Source organism: Bordetella genomosp. 13 (genome assembly GCF_002119665.1).
Taxonomy (GTDB): Bacteria; Pseudomonadota; Gammaproteobacteria; order Burkholderiales; family Burkholderiaceae_B; genus Bordetella.
In genome coordinates, this window is sequence record NZ_CP021111.1 from 1,391,887 (window position 1) to 1,412,959 (window position 21,073).

A 21,073-nucleotide genomic window follows, 5' to 3' on the forward strand; every position below is an offset into this window, starting at 1 on the left:
TTGCCGTGCGTCAGTCCGGCTTGATCTTGCCGTCGGTCACGACCTTTTTCCACGTGGCGGTCTCGCTGTCGACGAAGTCGGCGGTCTGCGCCAGCGTCATGTACGAGCCGGTCTCGCCCGCGCGCTCCAGCGCTGCCTTCATGTCGGCGCTGTCCAGGGCGCTCTTCACCGCGGCATTGAGCTTGTCCAGCACCGGCGCCGGGGTCTTCGCCGGGGCGAACAGGGCGGTCCAGAAATACACGCCGAAGTCCGGGAGCGTTTCCGCCACGGTGGGCAGGTCGGACAGGAACTTGCTGCGTTCGGTGCCGGTGACGGCCAGGCCGCGCAGGCGGCCCTGCGAGATGTACTGGATCGTGGCGGGCGCCGTGGCGAACGCGAAGTCCACCTGGCCGGAGATCAGGTCCGTCATGGCGGGGCCGCTGCCCTTGTACGGAATGTGGGTGAACTTGCCCTTCGTGCGCAGCGTCAGCAGTTCGCCGGACATGTGCGGCGTCGTTCCCAGGCCGGCCGACGCGTAGTTCAGCGACGCGCCGCCGCTCGCGCCCGCGGCGATCAGGTCGCCCAGCGACTGGATCTTGGAGGACACCGGCACGGCGAGCACCAACGGCGATTTGGTGACCGTCGAGACAGGCGCGAGATCGCGCTTCACCTCGTAAGGCACGCTGGCCATCAGGCTCGGGTTGATCACCAGCGCGGGGTCGGCCAGCAGCAGGGTGTAGCCATCCGGCTTGGCCCGCGTCACCGCATTGGTGCCGATGATGCTGCCCGCGCCAGGGCGGTTCTCGACGACGACGGTCTGGCCCAGGGTGTTCTCGAGCTGCCGCGCCAGCAGGCGCCCGACGGTGTCCACGCCGCCGCCCGGCGGATAAGCGAGGACCAGCGTGATGGGGCGTTCGGTGGGATAGGCGGGCTCCGCGGCGAGCGCCGAGGAGGGCACGGCCGCGAGGGCGGCACAGAAGACAGGTGACAGCAAAGCGCAGCGGGCGGCTGCGCGGGATACGGCCTTGAACATTCGTCACTCCCGATAAGGCGATATCGTCCCCTTGCAGCCCGCATTTCTCTTTGCGCGGGTCAGGACGAAGAAAATGGGATCGTCTCCCGGAAGATCCCGGAAGCCGGAACATTAAATTCGTACCAAAATTGGGTCAAACGATTTATTCTTGTCCGTCGCCAAATTTTTCTCATCCGTGCCATGCATGTGTCGCAGCTTCCCCTGACCGCGCTGCGAGCCTTCGAGGTGGCGGCGCGCCACCTCAGCTTCAAGGCAGCCGCCGCGGAACTTCACGTCACGCCCACCGCCGTCAGCCATCAGATCCACCAGTTGGAAAGCATGCTCGGCGTCGTGCTGTTCGAGCGCCTGCACCGTGGCCTGGCGCTGACCGCGGCCGCCCGCAGCTGCCTGCAGCCGCTGAGAAACGGCTTCGAAAACCTGGCCCAGGCGATGGACGCCCTGTCGGAGTTCCGCGAGATGGGCGTGCTGTCCGTCAGCGCGCCGCCATCCTTCACGCTGCGCCTGCTGATGCCGATCACTCACCAGTTCCTGGCGCTGCACCCCGAGGTGGACCTCAACGTCACCACGCGGATGCGCGAGCCCTGGCTGGCCTCGCGCTCCGCCAAGGACGAGGCGTCCGTCCTGCGGGAATGGGTCGATACCTCCGACGTAGTCATCCTGTTTGGCGGCAAGCCGCCGCTGGACGTAGAGGTGCGCGAGCTGATGCCCCTGTCGATCACGCTGCTCTGCAGCCCCGCGCTGCTCGAAGGAAAAGGCGCGCTGCGCAAGCCCGCCGATGTGTCGGGCCTGCCTTGGCTGCACGACGAACGCGGGCTGAAGTACGGCGGCATGTCCTTCTGGCAGCAATGGCTGCGGGCGGCCGGCATCGAGTCCTCCACGCCGGACCGCGGGCATCGGTTCACCCATGCGGCCCTGGCCATCGAGGCCGCCGTGCGCGGCGAAGGGCTGGTGGTAACGACGCCGGCGCTGTGCCGGGCGGAGCTCGCCCATGGCACGCTCGTGGCGCCCTTCGACATCTCGGTGCCGCTCGAGGCGTCGTATTACCTGCTCGCGCGGCGAGGAGCGCCGCCCCGCGTGCGCGCTTTCGCGGACTGGCTGTGCGGCGCCCTGGCACGGTAAGCGTTTGTCCAGACGGATCGAATTTTTCTCATGCCTGGCCGGCGCATCCCGCCCTCTGAGGGTTTACCCTGCGCGGGTTTGTGCCAAAATTGGGATAACATTCTCGGCCTGACGCGCACGCTGCTCGGCGCTGCGTCGAGCGATGAAGCAAGGATCTGCCTATGCATGGCTTCGGCACCGAGTCGGGCGCCACCCTGGAATCCCTCGCCCACGACGGCGCCACGCATCCGTGGCGAGCGGTAAAGGCCGCGCTGGCGCACGTGGCCGCCCGCGATGCCGGCGTTCGCGCCTGGGCTCACGTCGCCACTCCCGATGCTTTACGCCAAGAAGAGACGCCGCCGGGCGACAGCCTGCCTTTGTGCGGCGTTCCCTTCGGGGTCAAGGACGTCATCGACGTAGCCGGCATGCCTACCCGCTGCGGCTCGACGGCCACGCCGGACGAGCCCAGGGCTTTCGACGCAAGCTGCGTCAGCCTGCTGCGTCGTGCCGGGGCGGTACCCATCGGCAAGACCGTGACCGCCGAGTACGCCTTCCGCGCGCCCGGTCCTACCCGGAATCCTCATGCACCCGACCACACGCCGGGCGGATCTTCCAGCGGATCGGCGGCCGCCGTCGCCGCGGGGATGGTGCCTTTCGCATTGGGCACGCAGACGGGCGGCTCGATGATCCGCCCCGCCGCATACTGCGGCGTGGTGGGATTCAAACCTTCATTCGGCGGGGTGTTCCGCGATGGCCTGGCGCTGACGTGCGAGTCCCTCGACGTCATCGGCTGGCATACCAGCTGCGTGGCGGATGCCCAGTCGATCGCGCGCATACTGCTGCCATATCCGCCTTCCGGCGCCGGCGGCGCGGCCTTGCCCCGGCGCGTGGCAGTGGTGTCTTCCAGCCCCGACCAGGCGCTCGAGCTCGAAAGCGCGGATGCCTTGCGCGCAGCATGCCTGGCCCTGCAGCGCCACGGCGTGCAGTGCGTCGACATTCCATTCGACGAGGCCCATGATCTCGCGCGCATGCACGGCGTCATCATGCACTACGAGTTCGCGCGCAGCCTCGAGCCGGTGGTTCGGCGCCGCGCCGAGCAGCTCAGCGCCGGCCTGCGCGACACAGTCCGGCTGGGCTTCGACGTCTCCACGCAGGCCTATTTCGAGCAACGCCGCCTGCAGGCGACATGGCGCATGCAATGGGAACGTCTCTTCGGCGATGCCGACCTGGTCCTGACGCCCAGCGCGCCGGGCGCCGCGCCGCGCGGGCTCGAGAGTACCGGCACTTCCGCCTTCAACCGCATCTGGTCCGTGCTCGGCTGGCCGTGCCTGCACCTGCCCACGGGAAAGACGCCGGCGGGCCTGCCCGTGGGCGTGCAGCTGGTCGGCCGCTTCGAGTCCGACCACGACCTGCTGGCCTGGGGCAGGGCGCTGCATCCATTGCTGCAGGCTGCTGCCTAGGCTTGCCTCCGGGCCCACCGGATAAGCGAGACCTGCCGGCCTGCGATCAGGCGGCCTGCGGGCGGGTTCGTGCCCGCAGCAGCGCGAACATCGCATCCATCATCGGCGTGTCGACTTCGACGAGGCGCGCGATGTCCTGCACGGCAAGCAGTTGGGCGTCGATCTCCAGGGGCCGTCCCGCCAGCAGGTCCTGCAGCATGGACGGCCGATGGGCGAACGCGCGCCCCTGTCGCAGCAATGCATCGATATCCGGCGCCAGGACGATCCCCAGGCGCGCGGCGATCGCGATGCATTCGTCGGCCAGCCTGCGGTACAGCGCCACCAGTCCTGGATCGTCCGAGATGTCCTTGGACGTGGCCAGCGCCAGGCATGCGATGGGCGAAGTCACGACGTTGAGCAGCAGCTTGTCCCAGACCGCCTGGCGGATGTCACTGGTCGGCGTGACGGCGCCATAATGCGCGCCCAGCGTGTCGCAGCATGCCTGCAGGCGTTCGGTGATGCTGCCGTCGAGTTCGCCCAGGATCAACGAGTTGTTGGCGCTGCGCGACTCGATGACGCCGGGCGCCACCACTTCGTTGGGCGACCGTATCACCGCGCCGATCACTCGTCGCAGGCCCACTTTCCCGACCAGCGCGCCGCCGGGGTCCAGGCGTTCGATGCGGCGTCCGTCCAGCGCGCCGCCCATGCCATGGAAGTACCACCACGGCACGCCATTGACCGCATAGACGACGGGCGTGGCCGGGCCGAGCAGGTGCTGCAGCCCGTCGACCGCCGCCGGCAGCGAATGCGCCTTCATCGCCGTGATGACGAGATCCTGGGCGCCGAGCTGGGCGGGATCGTCGGTCGCGCGCAGGCGCACGGTGAAGGTTTCGTCGGCGGACTTCAGCGTGAGGCCGTTGCGCTGGATCGCATGCAGGTGCGGCCCGCGGGCCACGATGGAGACGTCGAGGCCCGCGCGCGCCAGCTTGGCCGCAAGATGCCCGCCAACCGCTCCCGCGCCGAATACGCATATTTTCATTGCGCGTCCTTCAGTCGAGCTTCAGGTCGATCTGGGCCGCGGCCGCCTTCCAGCGCGCCACGTCGCGCTGGATCAGGGCGTTCACCTCTTCCGGCGTCGATATCCATGGAGTCAGCGCCTGGGCTTCGTAGCGGGTGTGTGTGGCGGGATCCCGAAGGTACGCGTTGATCGACTGGTTCAGTCTGCCGATGATCTCGGACGGCGTCTTGCTGGGCGCGAGCACCGCGTACCACAGGTCGATCTGGTAGCCGGGCACGCCCGACTCGGCCAGCGTCGGCACCTCGGGCATCGCCTTCCAGCGTTCCCGGCTGGTCACGCCCAGTGGTTTCAACTGGCCGGACTTGACGTACGGCAGCACCGAATTCGCCGGGCCTATCAGAACCTGCACGCGGTTGGCCAGCAGCTCGGGCATCATCTGGCTCGCGCCCTTGAAGGGCACGTGTTCCATCTTCACGTCCGCGGCCGCGCTGAAGAGCGCGCCGGCCATGTGCTGCACCGTGCCGGGGCCCGAGCTTGCGAAGTTCAGGGTTCCGGGCTGGGCCTTGGCCAGCTGGATGAGCTGCGCGGTCGTGTCCACGCCCAGGTCGCGATTCACCACCAGAAGCATCGGCATGCTGGCGATCATCGCGACACCGGTCAGGTCTCGTTCGAGACTGAAGGGAGGCTTCGAGGCGGTGGCGTCGACGATGGCCGCCGTGTTGGCCGCCATCAGCAGGGTGTACCCGTCGGGCTTGGACTTGACCACGGCGTCGGACCCGATCAGCCCGCCGGCCCCCGCCTTGTTCTCCACCACGAAGCTCTGGCCATAGGACTGCTGCAGCGCCTGGCCCATGTCGCGGGCCAGGAAGTCGTTGCCGCCGCCGGGCAGGAACGGCACGACGATGCGCACCTGCGTGGCGGGATAGGCAGAGCCGCCGTCAGCGGCATGGGCGGGCTGCAGGCCCATCGCGGCGGCCGCCGCCAATCCGGCGGCGCATAACTTCAAATGGCGATTCACGGCTGGTTTCCCCTTGTCGGTTCGTATGTGGTCTGGCGCGATGGCGAGATGGCGCGCGGTCAGGTTTTCGGCGGCGCGTCAGAGCGCGAACGATGGGTCGAGCCGGTGCGCCAGCCGCAGGCAGGCGGCCCAGTCCTTGGCGCCGGCTGCCTGCGGATCGTCGAAGGTCACCTGGGTGACGCCGTACTCGGCCACTTCATCTGGAATGAGCGTGACTTCGCAGCCGCCGGACAGCGCCGCGATCTGGCCGCGGCACGCCATCTCCAGGTACTGGTGCTCGACCATGGCCTCGCCCAGCGTGCGCCCGCATACCAGCGCGCCGTGATTGCGCAGCAGGGCGACACGGTGCGGGCCCAGGCTTTCGATCAGCGGCGCGCGCTGCGACATGTTGAATTCGAAGCCGCCGAAGGTGTGATAGGCCAGGCGCCTGTAGAACTTGATGGCGTGCTGATTGATCATCAACAGCCCTTGCTTCTGCGAGGAGACGCCTATGTTCGCGGTGGTATGCGTGTGAAACACCGCGTTGATGTCCGGGCGCGCCTCCAGGATGCCCGCGTGGATGACCAGGCTGCCGCCCTTCAAGGCGGGGCCGTCATGGCGCGGCGTGCCGTCCAGCGAGTACTTGCGCAATGACGAGGCGGTCACCTCGTCGAACATTTCCGTGGCCTGCTTGACCAGCAGGGCGTCCGGCTCGCCGGGCACGCGCACGGACAGGTGGTTGTAGGTAAGGTCGCTGACGCCCAGATGGGCGAGTACCCGGTAGCACGCCGCGAGGTCTACGCGGGCCTGCCATTCAGCGGTGGTGATTGACGACATGAAGCCTCCGCACGCATGTATCGATACTGGATCGAAAAAGGCAACGCCCGCCCAAGAGTTCGCAGGGTTGATTCTTTAAAGAGATTAGTACCGATTTTGGTACGGAGCGTACTGGGACATACCCCAGCTGTTCATCTCTCGCTACGCCGCGCAGCGACAGTCTGGGACCGGAACACCAGCGGCCCCAATACCATCGCGATCAACGCCAGCCAGATCGCACCGAAGATCAGCAAGGTGGTCGGGGAAACGGATTGACGATAGATCCCTATCGCAATGACCAATTGGGTCGTAGGCAGTACGAACTGCAGGAAACCCATGGCCATCAATGGCAGCCGATTGGCCGCGAAAGCGAACAGGGCCAAGGGCAGCAGCGACACCACGCCGCAGGCCGCAAGCAGGTAGTAGGTCCATCGGTCCAGGCCGGCGGGCAGCGACAGGGTCAACTGCGATGCCGCCAGCAGGACCGCGCACGCCATCGCAAGGGCCAGGGTCTCCAGCAGCAGGCCGCTGAACGCATCCAGCGGCGTCATTTTCTTCAGCCATGCATACAGTCCCCAGGTCAGTCCGATGATGAGATAGACGCGGTGGTTCAGTTCCCCGCTGTGCGTCAACAGCAGGCAGATTGCGCCGGCAATGACCGTCAGGGCGGCGACACGCCAAGGGCCGGCCCGTTCGCCATACACCAGGATGCCCAGCGTGATCGCGATGCAGGGCGCGACGAGATAGCCCAGGCCGCTTTCCACGACGTGCCCATGGATGGAGGCCCAGATGAAGGTTCCCCAATTGGTCGCCACGAGCACCGAGGCCGCTGCGTGCAGAGCGATGACGCGCCGGGTGACTTTCGTCCGCAGCGGCCGAAGCAGCCCGGCAGCCCACATGAGCGGCAGCAGCGTCAGCAGCGAGACGAGGACCCGGTACGCAACGAGGGTCTGCGGCGCGATGCTTCCCAGCTCTTTCCAGTACAGGGAAGATGCGCCCAGCAGCACGTTGGCGGTCACGCCGCTTGCCGTCGCCAGGATGAGGGCTGCGTTCGGTTTCAATGCTGGGTTCTCCAGGGCTCACCGGTCGTCCGAAGCGGAACGCCACGATATCGCATAGTCCTGGGCGAGCGGTGAAGGCATGATGTCACCTCGCCATGCTCGTGTGTCCGGGGTCGGCGGCTTGTGCGGCGGTTTGGGTCGAAGACCATCGACGACCATCAGCACGCCGGCCATGACCATGGCAATGCCGGCCAGGGTGAGCACGGAGGGTATTCGTCAAGGATCGCGCCGGGAGCAAAGTTCAGCCGCGTGAAGACGCGGCTGAACTGGCGCAAAGAGGCGCCTCAAGCGAAAGCGCTGGCGCTGTGCGCGGTGCTGCTGGAAGCCTCAGGCCGAGCGGCACGCGGCCTGAGGCGGGAAGGATCGAAGCCTATTCGATGTTCTGCGCCTGCTCGCGCATCTGCTCGATCAGGAGCTTCAGGTCCATGGCCGCGCGCGTCACCTCCATGCTGCCGGCCTTCGAGCCCAGCGTGTTCGCTTCGCGGTTCATTTCCTGGAACAGGAAGTCCAGCCGTTTGCCGGCGCTGCCGCCCGCCGGGCCGCCGCGCTTGCCGCCGGACGACTTCGCCGCGCCGCTGCCGTCGCCCAGCAGATGGCGCAGTTCCTCCAAATGCGAGCGCAGGCGCGACAGTTCTTCGGCCACGTCGATGCGCAGCGCGAACAGGTTGGCTTCCTGGGCCAGGCGTTCGGACAGTTCGGCGCCGGTGATGTTGGCGAAGCCGCCCGGAAAGGCGGATTCCACGGACTCGCGCAGCTTGGTGGCCAGGCGCTCGCGGTGGTCGGCCAGCAACTGGGGCAGGTGGGTTTCGACGCCATCGACGATGCGCGCCACGCCCTCGGCGCATTCGCGCATCATGGCCGCCAGGCGCTCGCCTTCGCGGGCCCGGGCTTCCTGCATCTGCGACAGCGCCTGCTGCGCGGCCTGCATGCATGCCGCGCCCCATACCTGCGGGTCGAGCGCATCGGCGTTGCGCTGGCCGGGCCAGTTGTACAGTTCGGCCAGGCGCGGCGCCGCGACTTCGGGCAGGATCTGGCGGGCCGCTTCGAGCTGCGCGGCCAGGCGCTGAAGCCAGGCCGGGTCGAGCGTATTCAGTTCGGCGCTCGCGGCGCGGGTGTACGAGACCCGCACCTCGACCTTGCCGCGCGCCAGGTTGGCGGTAAGCAGTTCACGCAGCGGCGTCTCGGTGTGCCGCAGTTCGTCGGGCAGGCGGAAATACAGGTCGAGATAACGGCTGTTGACGCTGCGCAGTTCAAGCGCCAGCGAGCCTTGTTCGAGGTCCGCTCGGGCGTTGCCGAAGGCGGTCATGCTACGGATCATGGTTTGTCCTGGTCAATCTGGGACGGCGCCCTGGGCCGTTTGCCGGCGCCGTTTCAAGGGGTCAGGATACCATCGGCGTCCCCGTACAATTACAGGATCCTCATCCGCCATTTGCCGGAGTCCCCTTGACCGATCCCATCGCCACCATCCCGTCCGCTCGTCCCTCCGGGCGCCGTCCCGACGAACTGCGTCCGTACTCGCTCGAGCGCAACTACACGCGCTATGCCGAAGGCTCGGTGCTGGTGAAGGCGGGCCACACGCACGTGCTGTGCACGGCCAGCGTGCTGGACAAGGTGCCGCCGTTCCTGAAGGGCAAGGGGCAGGGCTGGATGACGGCCGAGTACGGCATGCTGCCGCGCGCCACGCACACGCGCGGCGACCGCGAGGCCGCGCGCGGCAAGCAAAGCGGCCGCACGCAAGAGATCCAGCGGCTGATCGGACGCAGCCTGCGCGCCGTGGTCGACCTGTCCGCGCTGGGCGAGCGCACGCTGCACCTGGACTGCGACGTGCTGCAGGCCGACGGCGGCACGCGCTGCGCCAGCATCACGGGCGCATGGGTGGCCGCCTCCGATGCCATCGCGCTGCTGATGCGCCGCGGCGAACTGCAAAGCAACCCCATCCGCGATGCGGTGGCCGCCGTGTCGGTGGGGCTGGTGGGCGGACGTCCCGTGCTCGATCTCGACTACGAAGAAGACTCGGCCTGCCAGGCCGACGTCAATGTGGTGATGACCGGCGGCGGCGCCTTCGTCGAAGTGCAGGGCACCGGCGAGGAAGCCACGTTCACCCGCGCCGAACTGGACGCGATGCTGGCGCTTGCCGAAGGCGGCATCGCGCAGCTGGTGCAGGCGCAGCGGGCCGCCCTGGCTGCATAAAGGGCCCGCGCGCCGCATTACTGCGGCGCGTATCCCACATAAGGCCCGGAACCCCCGCCCGCCGATGCGCGACCGGTGAGCCCGTAGTACACGTGCCGGCCGTAGAAGAACGGCAGGCCCAGGTCGAAGGCGCCGGGGACGTCGCCCGCCAGGTTGTTGAATGCGGCATTGCCGGTGGCGAACAGGCTGTCGGCGTTGGCGACGTCGAAGCGCAATTCCGCGCCCGTCGTGCCGGCGGCCGCGTTGCGGTCCAGCACCCACAGCGATAGCGACTGCGTGGCCTCGGGCGCGTAGAAGTCCGGGCTGATGCGGCTGTGCGGCAGGTCGGCATCGCCGAAGAAGTAGCCGTTCGATCCCGAGTCCGTGAAGGCCCGCATGCGCACGCCCTTGTAGACCGCCTCGAAGCCGCCGCTGCCGTCCGTGCGCAGCACCGTCGCGCCGCGGCCCGCGAGCACGTTGTTGGCGGCGGTGTCCACGCCGAAGACCAGCGTACCGGTTGCAACGCTCTTGCCTCCGGAGCCGATGGGTTCCATCTGCAGCACGATGCCGTTGTTGTGGTCGGCGAACCGGCTCACGGGGTTGCCGATCTGGTTGGCCAGGGGCTGGATGGCGGGCGTGCACACCGCCCCCGTGCACGAGTAATAGAACTGGCCGCTGGCCGCGATGCTGCAGCCGGGGCAGTCGGCCGGCGCCACGCCCACGCCCAGGATGCCGTTGCCGCCCAGGTCGGCCACGGTGTCCATCGATGAATTCAGCTGGCATGCCGCCGGCGAGCTTGCCGGCAGGCCGGGATCCGACCATACGTGGATGGGCACGTTCTGCGCCACTTGCGAGGCCATGCGCACGTCGGCATTGCGCACGGTGCCCCATGCATGACTGTCGACGAAGATGGCGCAGCTTGCCACTTGCGCGCCGGCGATGCGCTGCGGTTCCAATGCGGCCAGCGTGTCGGCCGGAATGGCCGACGCGTACAGGCGCAGGCCATACGAGCCGGTGTCCAGCAGCACGTTGTCGATAGTGGCGCAGCTGGCCCCCGCGTTGCTGCCCGGCGCGCACACGGTGACGCTGACCACGGGGAAGTTGCGCGGGCGGCCCGGCGCATTGCCCACGGTCACCGGGATGGCGTTCGGCGCCGCGCTGTCGCTGGGCGTGGCCGACGGGCCGCCGGCGGCCGGCGCCTCCTGCGGGGCCGGCGTGATCTGTGTGGGGCTTGCGCTGTCGCCATCGTCGTCGCCGCCGCCGCCACAGGCGGAAAGCAGGGCGGTCAGGCAGGCAGCGTATATCCAGGCCGTCTTGCGCATCTTCGGACTCCGGTTCAACGAATGGCGGCGGCGTCGGCGCCCTGCGGGATGGCGTCGGGCAGATAGGCGCGGCCCGAGAAGGACCCCATGTGCCCGCCGCTTTGCACCACCAGCCCTGCCTGATCGATCTCGACCGGACCCGGCGCGCCGCCGTGGCGGGCGGCGCGCCGGGCGTCCAGTGCCTGGCGATAGGTAGGGAAGTACGCGCCCAGCAGCGTGTTCAGCGGCGCCATCTCGGGACCTTCCCATGCGATGCCGAACACCATGCCGGTGGGCGACACGTACTCGCGCACTACGGTGCCGGAGGGCAGATGGGTTTCGACGACGTCGTACGGCGCGGCTGACGCGGCCAGGGCGCGAGACTGGCGCCCTTCGGGTTGCAGCGCGGGCCAGGTCGGCGCGCCGCCCAGTTCGGCATGCGCAGGCAATGCGGCGCACGCCAGTGCGGCGGCGAACGCGGCGGCCAGCGAGGCAGCCAGCGCGGCGGCTGGCGCGGCCTTGGCCGATGCACCCGCCGGTAGCGCAGGATGCCGGTTCTTCATGGATATCCCCGAGGCAGGTCGCCGCACGCCCGTGTGCGGCGGGCGGCGCGAGTCCGCACCAAAGTTCGATGGGTGTCGTGACCGCACCGCGAAAGAATATCCCACCGGCGGCGCCATCGTGCAGCCGTGGTGTTACCGCGTGTGGCGATCAGTTCGATGCGTACGCCACGTAAGGCCCCATGCCGCCGCCGGCCGCTGCTGTGGCATTCAGGCCGACGGCAACAGCGCGCTCACCCGTTCGGCGCGCTCCAGCCCCCACACCGTTTGGATCAGCCCGCGCACTTCGTCGGCCGTGGCCGCGCCCGCGTAGGTGCCCAGGCTCAGGGCCTTGTCCTCGATCTCGGGACGGCTGAGCGTGTTGCCGGGATCGCCCTTGGGCTCGTCCACGCGCGCATGCAGTTCGCGGCCGTCGCGCGTGTGCACGGTGACCTTGCCGATCCAGCGCGTGGGGTAGGCGGCGTCGACGTCCGCATCGAGCCGCATCTCGACGCGGTCGCGGAACTCGGCCACCGCGGGATCCTGCAGCGCGGCGTCGAACTCAGCCAGGCCCGCGCGGCCGCCGCGCGCAATCAGCGCCAGCACCGTGCCCATGGAGAACTTCGACTGATGCACCGTGCGCGGATCCGTTACCGGCCCGAGCACGTCGATGGCGCCCTGGTGCACGTGCGCCACCACACGCTCGATGTCGTCGGCGCGCAGTCCGTTGGCGCGCATGGCTTCTTGCAGGGCATCGGCCGCGGGATGGGTGTGGCGGCACGAGGCGTGGTACTTGAAAGACGTCTCCACCAAAGCCCAGCGCTCGCCCAGCCGATCGGTCAGGCGCGCGGGGTCGGCATCGCTGGACATGCCCGCCGCCATGCCCTGCGGCCCTTCGAGTATGCGTTGCGCGCCGGTGAACCCCTCGCGCGCCAGCCACGCCGCCGCCAGTCCGGACGAGGCGGCCTTGGCCGTATGCAGCTGCTTCGAGTCGGCCGCGTCGCGCAGGAATTCCCACAGGCCCGCGGCCTGCGTGCCGGCCGAGCCGAACGCGTGCAGCATCACGTTCGCATCCAGTCCCAGCAGCCGGCCCGCGGCCGCCGCGGCCGCCACCGTGCCCGCCGTGCCGGTGGTGTGGAACACCTTGTAGTGCGAGCGCCCCAGGAACTCGCCGATGCGTATGCCGACCTCGTAGCCGGCCACCGCGGCGGTCAGCAGATCCTTGCCCGAACGGCCCAGCGCCTGCGCCAACGCCAGCACGGGCGGGAACACCACGGCCGCGGGATGGAAGACCGAACCGTTGTGCACGTCGTCCTGTTCGACCACGTGCGCAGCCGCGGCGTTCACCATGGCGGCAAACACCGGCGAGGTGCCGCGCCGCGCGGTCAACATTTCGGACGGGCCGCTCTGCGGGCCCATCGCGACGGCATAGCGTTCGATGGCCTGCACGGGCCGCGTGCGGGCGCCAGCCAGGATGGACGCCAGGCAGTCCAGCAGCAGGTCTTCGGTGCGGCGCAGGACGGCCGGCGGGATCTGTTCGAAGCGCAGGCCGGCGGCAAAAGCCGCCAGCTCGGCGCTGGGATGCGTGGCGCGTGCGGCGGCGGGCGCGGTAGCCGTCATGATGACCTCAGAAGGAGCGGGGCAATCCCAGCACGTGTTCGGCCACGTACGACAGGATCAGGTTGGTGGAGATGGGCGCGACCTGGTACAGGCGCGTTTCGCGGAACTTGCGCTCGACGTCGTATTCGTGCGCGAAGCCGAAGCCGCCATGGAACTGCAGGCAGGCGTTGGCGGCTTCCCACGACGCGTCGGCGGCGAGCAGCTTGGCCATGTTGGCCTGCGTGCCGCAGGACTGGCCCGCATCGAACAGCCGGCAGGCCTCGTAGCGCATCAGGCTGGCCGCCTCGACGTTGATGTACGCGCGCGCGATGGGAAACTGCACGCCCTGGTTCTGGCCGATGGGACGGCCGAACACCACGCGCTCTTTGGCATAGGCGGAGACCTTGTCGACGAACCAGTAGCCGTCGCCGATGCATTCGGCCGCGATCAGGGCGCGCTCGGCATTCAGGCCGTCCAGAATGTAGCGAAAGCCCTTGCCTTCCTCGCCGATGAGGTTCTCGGCGGGGATCTCGAGGTTGTCGAAGAACAGTTCGTTGGTCTCGTGGTTCACCATGTTGGCGATGGGGCGCACCTCCATCCCGCGGCCGATGGCTTCCCGCAGGTCGACGATGAAGATCGACATGCCGTCGGCCTTGCGCTTGACTTCGTCCAGCGGCGTGGTGCGCGCCAGCAGGATCATCAGGTCGGAATGCTGGACGCGCGAGATCCACACCTTCTGGCCGTTGACGACATAGCGATCGCCGCGCCTGACGGCGGTGGTCTTGATGCGCGTGGTGTCGGTGCCGGTGGTGGGCTCGGTGACCCCCATGGACTGCAGACGCAGTTCGCCGCTGGCGATGCGCGGCAAATATTCGCGCTTTTGCGCTTCCGAACCATGGCGCAGCAGCGTGCCCATGTTGTACATCTGGCCGTGGCATGCGCCCGAGTTGCCGCCGCTGCGGTTGATCTCTTCCATGATGACCGAGGCTTCGGTCAGGCCCAGGCCCGAGCCGCCGTACTCTTGCGGAATGAGCGCGGCCAGCCAGCCGGCCTCGGTGAGCGCGCGCACGAATTCCTCGGGATAACCGCGTGCTTCGTCGATCTTGCGGAAGTACTCGGCGGGGAATTGCGCGCACAGGTCGCGCACGGCGCCGCGGATGTCTTCGTAGGCGTGCAGAGAGGTATCGGACATGGGAATGCGTGTGGGGTTCGGCAATCTTCTATGATGGCCCCAGCATGGGCCAGGGCAGGCTGCCACTTTGCCCCATGCCCCCGGGCAATGCCAATTTAGGATTGCCGAATACCGGGTTTTCGATTCCCGAAGAGGAGACCGGCCGCGATGGCTGCGCATTTCGACCTGACCGACCTGCAATTGATCGTCCACATCGGCGACTGGCGCAGCCTGACCCGCGGCGCCGAGAAGTCGCACCTGTCGCTGCCCGCCGCCAGCACGCGTGTGAAGAACCTCGAGGAGTACTTCGGTACGCAGCTGTTGTATCGCTCCAGCCAGGGCGCCACGTTGACGCCCTCGGGCGAGGCGCTGCTGCGCCATGCCCGCACGGTGATGCAGCAGGTGGAGCAGCTGCGCGGCGACATGCAGGAGTACGCGCGGGGCGTGAAAGGGCACGTGCGCGTGCTGGCCAACACCACCGCCATGACCGAGTTCATGCCCGCCGTGCTCAGCCGCTTCCTGGCCACGCACCCCGACGTGAACGTCGAACTGCGCGAGCGCCTGAGTTATCTGGTGGTGCGCGCGGTGGCCGAAGGGTCTGCGGACATCGGCATCGCGGCCACTGGCAATGCGGCGGATTCCAAGCTGCAGTTCATTCCATACCGCAACGACCGCCTCGTGCTGGTCACGGGCGGCGACCATCCGTTGGCGGGAGAGCGCGCGGTGGCCTTCGCCGACACGCTCGACGACGACTACGTCGGGCTGTCGGAAGCCAGCGCGATCCATCCCTTCCTGGTGCAGGCGGCCGCCGCGCTGGGCCGCATTTTCCGCTTCCGCGTCGAGGTCGGCAATTTCGAGGCGGTCTGCCGCATGATCGAAAGCGGCGTGGGCATCGGCGTCATCCCCGAATCGGTGGCGCTGCGCTATGCGCGCTCGCTCGCCATCGCCATCGTGCCGCTCACGGATGCCTGGGCGCTGCGCCGCCTGCACATCTGCGTGAGAGACCTCGAGGCCTTGCCGGCTTTCGCCCGCGACCTGGTGCAGGCATTGATCGACGACGTGCCGCCGACGGAACGCGGCGACGCGTGACGGTTTTTGAGAAATGACGCCGACATCCGCCTGTCAGAGGGCAGACACGTAAATTAGTGTCAAGAAACTGCCAAAGTTGCGTTGCACAATCCGCGCAACCCCGTGGCCTCTCCACGCGGATTCTGGCAGGTGTATATGAGTAAAAGTTTGAATGGTCTGAAGGTAAGCACGGCTCTGACGGCCACGCTCGTCATGTTCGTGGCGCTGTTCGCCATTGCCGCGGTGGCCGCGATCTGGATCCTGCGCGGCGACCAGCGGGCGATCGAACAACTGGGCCGCGTCAACATCGAGCGCGCCAGCGATCTCAGCGATCTCAGCAGCCGGCTCTTCCAGGCCCGGGCCGACCTGGCCGTGGCCAAGACCTACATGGAAGGCGGGCAGGAGGCGCCGCGCGACGAGGCGCTGGCCCGCGCCGGCGCGCTGCTCGAGTCGGCGCGCGCCAGCCGCAAGCGCCTGGCCGACAACCCCGACGGCGACGCAGAGGGTGCGGCGCTGTACAAGGAAGTCATGGACGCCAGCCAGGCGCTGGATGCCGAGGTCATGGGGCCCCTGCACAAGGCCATTTCGGGCTGGAACGGTATCGAGGCCAACAAGCTGGCGGACAACGTCATGCCCAAGGTCGGCGAGCGCTACATCGCGGCTGTCGACAAGTACCAGGGCTACACGCGCGCCGTCGGCCGCACGGCCGTCGAGGACGCGGCCAGCATGCAGGGTCGCGCGATGATCGCGGCGCTGCTGATGGTGGCTGGCGTGATGCTGATCGCGCTGGTGGTGCGGGTCGCGTTCCATCGCGGCATCCTGCGGCCGCTTACCGAGGCCGGCAAGCAGTTCGATCGCATCGCCGACGGCGATCTCACCGGCAAGCTGACGGTGCGCAGCAACAACGAGATCGGCGTGCTGTACGCGGCCATGGGCCGCATGCAGAGCGGCCTGACCGACGCCGTGGCGGCCGTGCGCCACAGCGTCGAAGAGATCCATGCCGGCTCTGGCGAGATCGCCGAGGCGGGCAATGACATGTCCGACCGCAGCTCGCGCCAGGCCGGCGCGCTGCAGGAAGCCGCCGCCAGCCTTACCGAACTGGCGGCCACCGTCACCGGCAATGCGCAGCACGCCAGCACCGCCAACCAGCAGGCGCAAGAGGTCTCGCAACTGGCCCGCCGCGGCGGCGCGGCGGTCGACGAGGCCGTGGGCAGCATGGAAGGCATCGCCACGGCCTCGCGCCGTATCGCCGAGATCGTGGGCGTGGTCGACGGCATCGCCTTCCAGACCAACCTGCTGGCGCTGAACGCCGCGGTGGAGGCCGCGCGCGCCGGCGCCCAGGGCCGCGGCTTCGCGGTGGTGGCGGGCGAGGTCCGCACGCTGGCGCAGCGCAGTGCGCAGGCCGCGCGCGAGATCAAGGAATTGATCGACGATGCCAGCGAACGCGTGAGCGCGGGCGTGCGCCAGGTGGGCAACGCCGGCCAGACCATGAAGCAGGTGGTCGAGTCGGTGGACCGCATCACGGGCATCGTGGCCGGCATCTCCGACGCCAGCGCGCAGCAGGCCGAAGGCGTGGCCGCCGTGAACCAGGCGGTGGCCGAGATCGAGCGCAACACGCAGGAGAACGCCGCGATGGTCGAAGAGACCGCGGCCGCCGTGGCCTCGCTGGCGGAACAGGCCATCGTGCTGCGCCAGGCCGTGTCGGTGTTCACGCTGGAGCAGGATGCGGCGGCCGACGAGGCGCCGCGTGCCGGGGCGCCCGCCGCGGTCTACGCCGGGGCCGCGCCGCGCCTGGGCGTGCAGCCGAAGTACCTGCCGGCCTGATCCCGAAGCGTCAGTCGCGCCGCAGGCGCTGGCCGATGCGGATGGCCGGGTAGTCCTCGATCATCAGATTGGTAAGGCCCTGCTTGACGCGATGCTTGACCTGCGCGGCCGCCGACGCGATGTCCTGCGGCCGCGTATCGTCGCACAGCGCCGGCCGCACCATCAGCGCGCCCACGCCCAGCGTGACGAATGGAAAGAAGCGGGGCACGCCGTAGCGGTCCTCCGTCTCGATGCCGCCGCTGCGGCGGCCCGCCTCGTCGTACAAGACGCGGGCCCGTTCGTTGAACTCGCCGATGAGGCGTTCCAGGCGTTCGCGCCAATCCCGGCTGCGCAGCAGCACCACGAAGTCGTCGCCGCCCACGTGGCCCACGAAATCGCGCTGGGCATGGCAGTGGCGCTTGATGACCTCCGCGCACAGCTGGATCATGTCGTCGCCGCGCCAGTAGCCATACACGTCGTTGAACGGCTTGAAATTGTCCAGGTCGCAATAGCCGACCACGAAGTCCTCATCGCCGGTCAGCAGCGTGCCGATGTGCCGGCTGATGGGAATGTTGCCGGGCAGGGCGGTCAGCGGATTGGCGTAGCGCGCCGCTTCCAGCCGGATCTCGGTGACCGAGCGCACCAGCGCCTCGCCGGTGCCCAGTCCCGCGTAGCGGCCGTGGCGCGTCAGGATGAAGCCGTCGCGCAGATAGCGCTGGTCTTCCGAGATCAGCACCGGCGCCAGGCGGTCGATGGCGGTGTCCAGGTCCACCAGCAGCGGCTCGGGATTCATGAAGGTCGAGCAGGGGTCGCGGCCGAACAGTTCCCGCGTATAGCGGATGGCGTACTGCTCGGAGAAATCGCGCCGGTTGATCAGCCCGATGGGATAGCCCTCGGCGTCGAGCACCGCCACGGCATGCAGATCGGCGCGCTCCAGGAACAGCCGATGCACGTCGTCATTGGTATGGCCCTCGCGACGCACCGCCGGCGCCTGCACGCTGAGGCTGGCCACGGTGTCGTAGGTGCCCGCCAGGCGCGGCGCGGGGCGGCGCAGGTTCAGCACCGCCTGCACCGGTTCGGGCAATTCGGTCAACGGCTCGGTGGCGGGCCTGCCCAGCAGCCAGCCCTGCGCATAGCGGATGCCGAGGTCGCGCACCACCGACAGGTCTTCGGCTGTCTCGATGCCTTCGGCCAGCACGGGCGTGCCCAGGCACTGGGCGGCGTTCAGCACGCAGCGCACCAATTGCTGGCGCGAGGCGTCGCCGCTGATGCCGTGGAAGAAATAGCGGTCGATCTTGATCAGGTCCGGCCGCAGTTCCGACCACAGGCGCAGGCTGGCATGGCCCACGCCATAGTCGTCCAGCGCGATGCGCATGCCGCGTTCGCGCAGGCAGCTCAACGCCTGCGTGAGGGCATGCATGTCGTCGTGGGCGGGGTCGTATTCGGCCAGCTCGATGATGACGTTGCCGGCAGGCACGCCGCTGTCGCCCAGCAGCACTTCGGGCAGCGCGCGGCCGCAGGCCTGCCAGTGTTGCAGCACGCCGCCCGCCGACAGGTTGAGGAACAGCTTGCCGCGCAGGCCGCTGGCCGCGTAGCGCAGCAGGCCGGCCCGCAGGCAGGCCATCTCGACTTCGCGGTAGCGGCCCTGCGCGCGCGCGGCCGCCAGCAGGGCGTCGGGCAGGTGCAGGGAATGGTCCGCGGGGCCGCGGATGAGGCTTTCGTAGCCATGGATGCGGCCGTGGAACAGGTCGGCCACCGGCTGGTAGTGCGGGGTCAGCAGCCCCTGCCGCAGGATCTCGTCCAGATCCTCGTTGCGGCTGGTACTGGCAGGGGGATGTTGCATGGGTCTTGCGGGCCTTGACAGATGTCGCGGGCAACATGGTGGCGTGCCTTTGTGTCCATAGTGTGGCCGTGAGGCTGTCCGTGTTCCTGCTTATACAATTCGTCCATGAATGCCTCATCCGATTCCGTCACATCCCGCCGGGTGGTGCTGGCCTCCGGCAATCCCGGCAAGCTGCGCGAGTTCGCCGCGCTGTTCGCTCCGCTGGGCATCGAACTGGTGCCGCAAGGCGAACTGGGCGTGTCCGAGGCCGACGAGCCGCACGTCACCTTCGTCGAGAACGCCCTGGCCAAGGCCCGCCACGCCAGCCTGCATACCGGCCTGCCGGCGCTGGCCGACGATTCCGGCCTGTGCGTCGCCGCGCTGGGCGGCGCGCCCGGCGTGTATTCCGCGCGCTACGCGCAGCGCCACGGCGGCGAGAAAAGCGACGCCGCCAACAACGCGCTGCTGGTGCGCCAGCTGGCCGGCCACGCCGACCGCCGCGCCTGGTACGTCGCGGTGCTGGTCTACGTACGCAGCGCGGACGATCCCCAGCCGCTGATCGGCGAGGGCGTCTGGCACGGCGAGATCGTCGAGCCCCCCGACGGCGAACACGGCTTCGGCTACGACCCGCACTTCTACCTGCCCGACCTGGGCGCAACCGCCGCGGCGCTGGACCCTGTCGAGAAGAACCGCGTCAGCCATCGCGCCCGCGCGCTGCGCCAGTTGCTGGACAAGCTCGCAGCAGCCTGACACCGCATGCCCCGCACCATTCCCCTGCAACCCGTCGGCGCCGCGCCCCGCGCGCGCGCCGTCATGCCGGCCGGCCCGGCCACGCTGACCAGCCTGCCGCCCTTGTCCGTCTACGTGCACGTGCCGTGGTGCGTGCGCAAGTGCCCGTATTGCGATTTCAACTCGCACGCCGCTGCCGAGATGCCCGAACGGGCCTACCTGGACGCGCTGCGCGCCGACCTCGAACAGTCGCTGCCGTCGATCTGGGGCCGGCAGGTGGTGTCGGTGTTCCTGGGCGGCGGCACGCCCAGCCTGCTGTCGGCCGCCGGCCTGGACGAACTGCTGGCCATGCTGCGCGCCTGCCTGAATCTGCTGCCGGATGCCGAGATCACCATGGAGGCCAATCCCGGCACGGCCGAAGCGCAGCGCTTCCGGGATTACGCCGGCAGCGGCGTCACGCGCTTTTCGCTGGGCATCCAGAGCTTCGACGATGCCCAACTGGGGCGCTTGGGCCGCATCCATGATGCGGCGCAGGCGCGCGCCGGCATCGAGATGGCCCAGCGCGCGGTCTCGCGCGTCAACCTCGACCTGATGTTCGCGCTGCCGGGGCAGACGCTGGAGGCCTGTCTGGCAGACGTGCGGCAGGCCCTGTCGTTCGGCACCGAGCACCTGTCGATGTACCACCTGACGCTCGAGCCGAACACCGTATTCGCCAAGTACCCGCCAGAGGGGCTGCCCGACGACGACGTGGGCGCGGCCATGCAGGACGCGGTGGAGGCCGAACTGGCCGCGGCGGGGTTGCAGCGCTACGAGGTGTCGGCCTATGCGCGGCAGGGCGCGCGCTGCCGCCACAACCTCAACTACTGGGAGTTCGGCGACTACCTGGGCCTGGGCCCCGGCGCGCACGGCAAGCTGTCATTTCATGACCGTATCGTCAGGGAAGCCCGGGCGCGCCAGCCGGAGTCGTGGATGGAGCGGGCAGGGCGGCGCGACGGCAGCCACATCGCCGAACAGCGCGTAGTGGGCGCCGACGAGCTGCCGTTCGAATTCATGCTGAACGCCCTGCGCCTGAAGGACGGCGTCGCCGCCGGCCTGTTCGCCGAACGCACCGGCTTGTCGCTTGCCGCCATCGCGCACCAATTGGAAGCAGCGACGGCCAAGGGCCTGCTCGATGCGGATCCGACGCGCCTGCGGGCCACCGCCCTGGGATGGCGCTTCCTGAATGACCTGCAGGAAATGTTCCTGTCCGGGGAATGATCCGATTTGGTGCGTAGTGCACCATGTTTTGCACCATAATGGTGCTATGTCGCGGGCGGGCTGCACCGCGCCTGCGGGCAATCCCGAGGTTCCGAGTTGGCATGCTTATTGCTTAATAAGCCATTGCCAGTCGGGCCGACCGCCCACGACGCATTTATCAATCATGGAGATGAC

At 68.6% G+C, this 21,073-nt stretch carries 19 protein-coding genes; 7 read left to right on the plus strand and 12 right to left on the minus strand.

All coding sequences use genetic code 11. The features are described from left to right. Positions 1-10: 10 nt before the first annotated feature. Positions 11-1,012 (minus strand): Bug family tripartite tricarboxylate transporter substrate binding protein, encoded by a 1,002-nt coding sequence (locus tag CAL15_RS06265; RefSeq protein WP_086077788.1) that lies wholly within the window; start codon positions 1,010-1,012, stop codon positions 11-13. 186 nt (positions 1,013-1,198) lie between these two features. On the opposite strand from CAL15_RS06265, the gene CAL15_RS06270 reads away from it, so the two are divergent. Further along, positions 1,199-2,131 carry a LysR substrate-binding domain-containing protein gene (locus tag CAL15_RS06270; RefSeq protein ID WP_198299159.1) on the plus strand — a complete coding sequence of 311 codons (933 nt, stop codon included), beginning with the start codon at positions 1,199-1,201 and terminating at the stop codon, positions 2,129-2,131. A gap of 161 nt (positions 2,132-2,292) precedes the next feature. Then, positions 2,293-3,570 carry an amidase gene (locus tag CAL15_RS06275; protein WP_086077790.1) on the plus strand — a complete coding sequence of 426 codons (1,278 nt, stop codon included), beginning with the start codon at positions 2,293-2,295 and terminating at the stop codon, positions 3,568-3,570. A 46-nt stretch (positions 3,571-3,616) separates the two neighbouring features. Here CAL15_RS06275 and CAL15_RS06280 read toward each other — a convergent pair whose 3' ends face one another. The 6 genes from CAL15_RS06280 to CAL15_RS06300 form a co-directional block, all read right to left on the minus strand. Next, complete coding sequence (locus tag CAL15_RS06280; protein WP_086077791.1) at positions 3,617-4,588, minus strand: ketopantoate reductase family protein; 972 nt, start codon at positions 4,586-4,588, stop codon at positions 3,617-3,619. Between the two features lie 10 nt (positions 4,589-4,598). Next, positions 4,599-5,585, minus strand: coding sequence for a tripartite tricarboxylate transporter substrate binding protein (locus CAL15_RS06285; protein ID WP_157666610.1), 987 nt, complete (start codon positions 5,583-5,585; stop codon positions 4,599-4,601). Between the two features lie 78 nt (positions 5,586-5,663). Continuing rightward, entirely contained in the window at positions 5,664-6,401 is a 738-nt protein-coding gene (locus CAL15_RS06290) for a class II aldolase/adducin family protein (RefSeq protein WP_086077793.1), read from the minus strand. Between the two features lie 131 nt (positions 6,402-6,532). Next, positions 6,533-7,441 (minus strand): EamA family transporter, encoded by a 909-nt coding sequence (locus CAL15_RS06295; protein ID WP_086077794.1) that lies wholly within the window; start codon positions 7,439-7,441, stop codon positions 6,533-6,535. An 18-nt stretch (positions 7,442-7,459) separates the two neighbouring features. After that, positions 7,460-7,645, minus strand: coding sequence for a hypothetical protein (locus tag CAL15_RS24360; protein WP_157666611.1), 186 nt, complete (start codon positions 7,643-7,645; stop codon positions 7,460-7,462). 166 nt (positions 7,646-7,811) lie between these two features. Next, positions 7,812-8,759: a YicC/YloC family endoribonuclease gene (locus CAL15_RS06300; RefSeq protein WP_086077795.1), complete on the minus strand. Its 948-nt coding sequence runs from the start codon at positions 8,757-8,759 to the stop codon at positions 7,812-7,814. 125 nt (positions 8,760-8,884) lie between these two features. Between CAL15_RS06300 and rph the strand changes: the two genes are divergently transcribed. Beyond that, entirely contained in the window at positions 8,885-9,631 is a 747-nt protein-coding gene (rph, locus tag CAL15_RS06305; RefSeq protein WP_420042537.1) for a ribonuclease PH, read from the plus strand. Between the two features lie 17 nt (positions 9,632-9,648). Here rph and CAL15_RS06310 read toward each other — a convergent pair whose 3' ends face one another. From CAL15_RS06310 to CAL15_RS06325, 4 genes are all read right to left on the minus strand, one after another. Then, positions 9,649-10,932: a DUF3443 family protein gene (locus CAL15_RS06310; RefSeq protein ID WP_086077796.1), complete on the minus strand. Its 1,284-nt coding sequence runs from the start codon at positions 10,930-10,932 to the stop codon at positions 9,649-9,651. Between the two features lie 14 nt (positions 10,933-10,946). After that, a complete protein-coding gene (locus tag CAL15_RS06315; RefSeq protein WP_086077797.1) occupies positions 10,947-11,474 on the minus strand; it encodes a DUF2844 domain-containing protein in 528 nt (175 codons plus the stop codon). A 207-nt stretch (positions 11,475-11,681) separates the two neighbouring features. After that, positions 11,682-13,070, minus strand: coding sequence for an MmgE/PrpD family protein (locus CAL15_RS06320; RefSeq protein ID WP_086077798.1), 1,389 nt, complete (start codon positions 13,068-13,070; stop codon positions 11,682-11,684). Between the two features lie 7 nt (positions 13,071-13,077). After that, the gene (locus tag CAL15_RS06325) at positions 13,078-14,241 is read right to left on the minus strand and encodes an acyl-CoA dehydrogenase family protein (protein ID WP_086077799.1); all 1,164 of its coding nucleotides are present in this window, start codon (positions 14,239-14,241) and stop codon (positions 13,078-13,080) included. Positions 14,242-14,388: 147 nt separating this feature from the next. On the opposite strand from CAL15_RS06325, the gene CAL15_RS06330 reads away from it, so the two are divergent. Then, complete coding sequence (locus CAL15_RS06330) at positions 14,389-15,309, plus strand: LysR family transcriptional regulator (RefSeq protein WP_086077800.1); 921 nt, start codon at positions 14,389-14,391, stop codon at positions 15,307-15,309. A 135-nt stretch (positions 15,310-15,444) separates the two neighbouring features. Then, positions 15,445-17,112, plus strand: a complete 1,668-nt coding sequence (locus CAL15_RS06335) for a methyl-accepting chemotaxis protein (RefSeq protein WP_086077801.1) — start codon at positions 15,445-15,447, stop codon at positions 17,110-17,112. Between the two features lie 10 nt (positions 17,113-17,122). Here the strand turns inward: CAL15_RS06335 and CAL15_RS06340 are convergent, their stop codons facing one another. Further along, the gene (locus tag CAL15_RS06340) at positions 17,123-18,934 is read right to left on the minus strand and encodes an EAL domain-containing protein (RefSeq protein WP_086077802.1); all 1,812 of its coding nucleotides are present in this window, start codon (positions 18,932-18,934) and stop codon (positions 17,123-17,125) included. A 105-nt stretch (positions 18,935-19,039) separates the two neighbouring features. Between CAL15_RS06340 and rdgB the strand changes: the two genes are divergently transcribed. Beyond that, positions 19,040-19,663 carry an RdgB/HAM1 family non-canonical purine NTP pyrophosphatase gene (gene rdgB, locus CAL15_RS06345; RefSeq protein WP_086077803.1) on the plus strand — a complete coding sequence of 208 codons (624 nt, stop codon included), beginning with the start codon at positions 19,040-19,042 and terminating at the stop codon, positions 19,661-19,663. A 6-nt stretch (positions 19,664-19,669) separates the two neighbouring features. After that, complete coding sequence (hemW, locus tag CAL15_RS06350) at positions 19,670-20,899, plus strand: radical SAM family heme chaperone HemW (protein WP_086077804.1); 1,230 nt, start codon at positions 19,670-19,672, stop codon at positions 20,897-20,899. Positions 20,900-21,073 lie beyond the last annotated feature (174 nt).

Excerpts from the sequence above, each read along its gene's own strand:
- CAL15_RS06265 (WP_086077788.1), bottom strand. The coding sequence starts at position 1,012 with ATGTTCAAGGCCGTATCCCGCGCAGCCGCCCGCTGCGCTTTGCTGTCA.
- CAL15_RS06275 (WP_086077790.1), top strand. The coding sequence starts at position 2,293 with ATGCATGGCTTCGGCACCGAGTCGGGCGCCACCCTGGAATCCCTCGCC.
- CAL15_RS06280 (WP_086077791.1), bottom strand. The coding sequence starts at position 4,588 with ATGAAAATATGCGTATTCGGCGCGGGAGCGGTTGGCGGGCATCTTGCG.
- CAL15_RS06290 (WP_086077793.1), bottom strand. The coding sequence starts at position 6,401 with ATGTCGTCAATCACCACCGCTGAATGGCAGGCCCGCGTAGACCTCGCG.
- CAL15_RS06300 (WP_086077795.1), bottom strand. The coding sequence starts at position 8,759 with ATGATCCGTAGCATGACCGCCTTCGGCAACGCCCGAGCGGACCTCGAA.
- CAL15_RS06310 (WP_086077796.1), bottom strand. The coding sequence starts at position 10,932 with ATGCGCAAGACGGCCTGGATATACGCTGCCTGCCTGACCGCCCTGCTT.
- CAL15_RS06315 (WP_086077797.1), bottom strand. The coding sequence starts at position 11,474 with ATGAAGAACCGGCATCCTGCGCTACCGGCGGGTGCATCGGCCAAGGCC.
- CAL15_RS06320 (WP_086077798.1), bottom strand. The coding sequence starts at position 13,070 with ATGACGGCTACCGCGCCCGCCGCCGCACGCGCCACGCATCCCAGCGCC.
- CAL15_RS06325 (WP_086077799.1), bottom strand. The coding sequence starts at position 14,241 with ATGTCCGATACCTCTCTGCACGCCTACGAAGACATCCGCGGCGCCGTG.
- CAL15_RS06330 (WP_086077800.1), top strand. The coding sequence starts at position 14,389 with ATGGCTGCGCATTTCGACCTGACCGACCTGCAATTGATCGTCCACATC.
- CAL15_RS06335 (WP_086077801.1), top strand. The coding sequence starts at position 15,445 with ATGAGTAAAAGTTTGAATGGTCTGAAGGTAAGCACGGCTCTGACGGCC.
- CAL15_RS06340 (WP_086077802.1), bottom strand. The coding sequence starts at position 18,934 with ATGCAACATCCCCCTGCCAGTACCAGCCGCAACGAGGATCTGGACGAG.
- rdgB (WP_086077803.1), top strand. The coding sequence starts at position 19,040 with ATGAATGCCTCATCCGATTCCGTCACATCCCGCCGGGTGGTGCTGGCC.
- hemW (WP_086077804.1), top strand. The coding sequence starts at position 19,670 with ATGCCCCGCACCATTCCCCTGCAACCCGTCGGCGCCGCGCCCCGCGCG.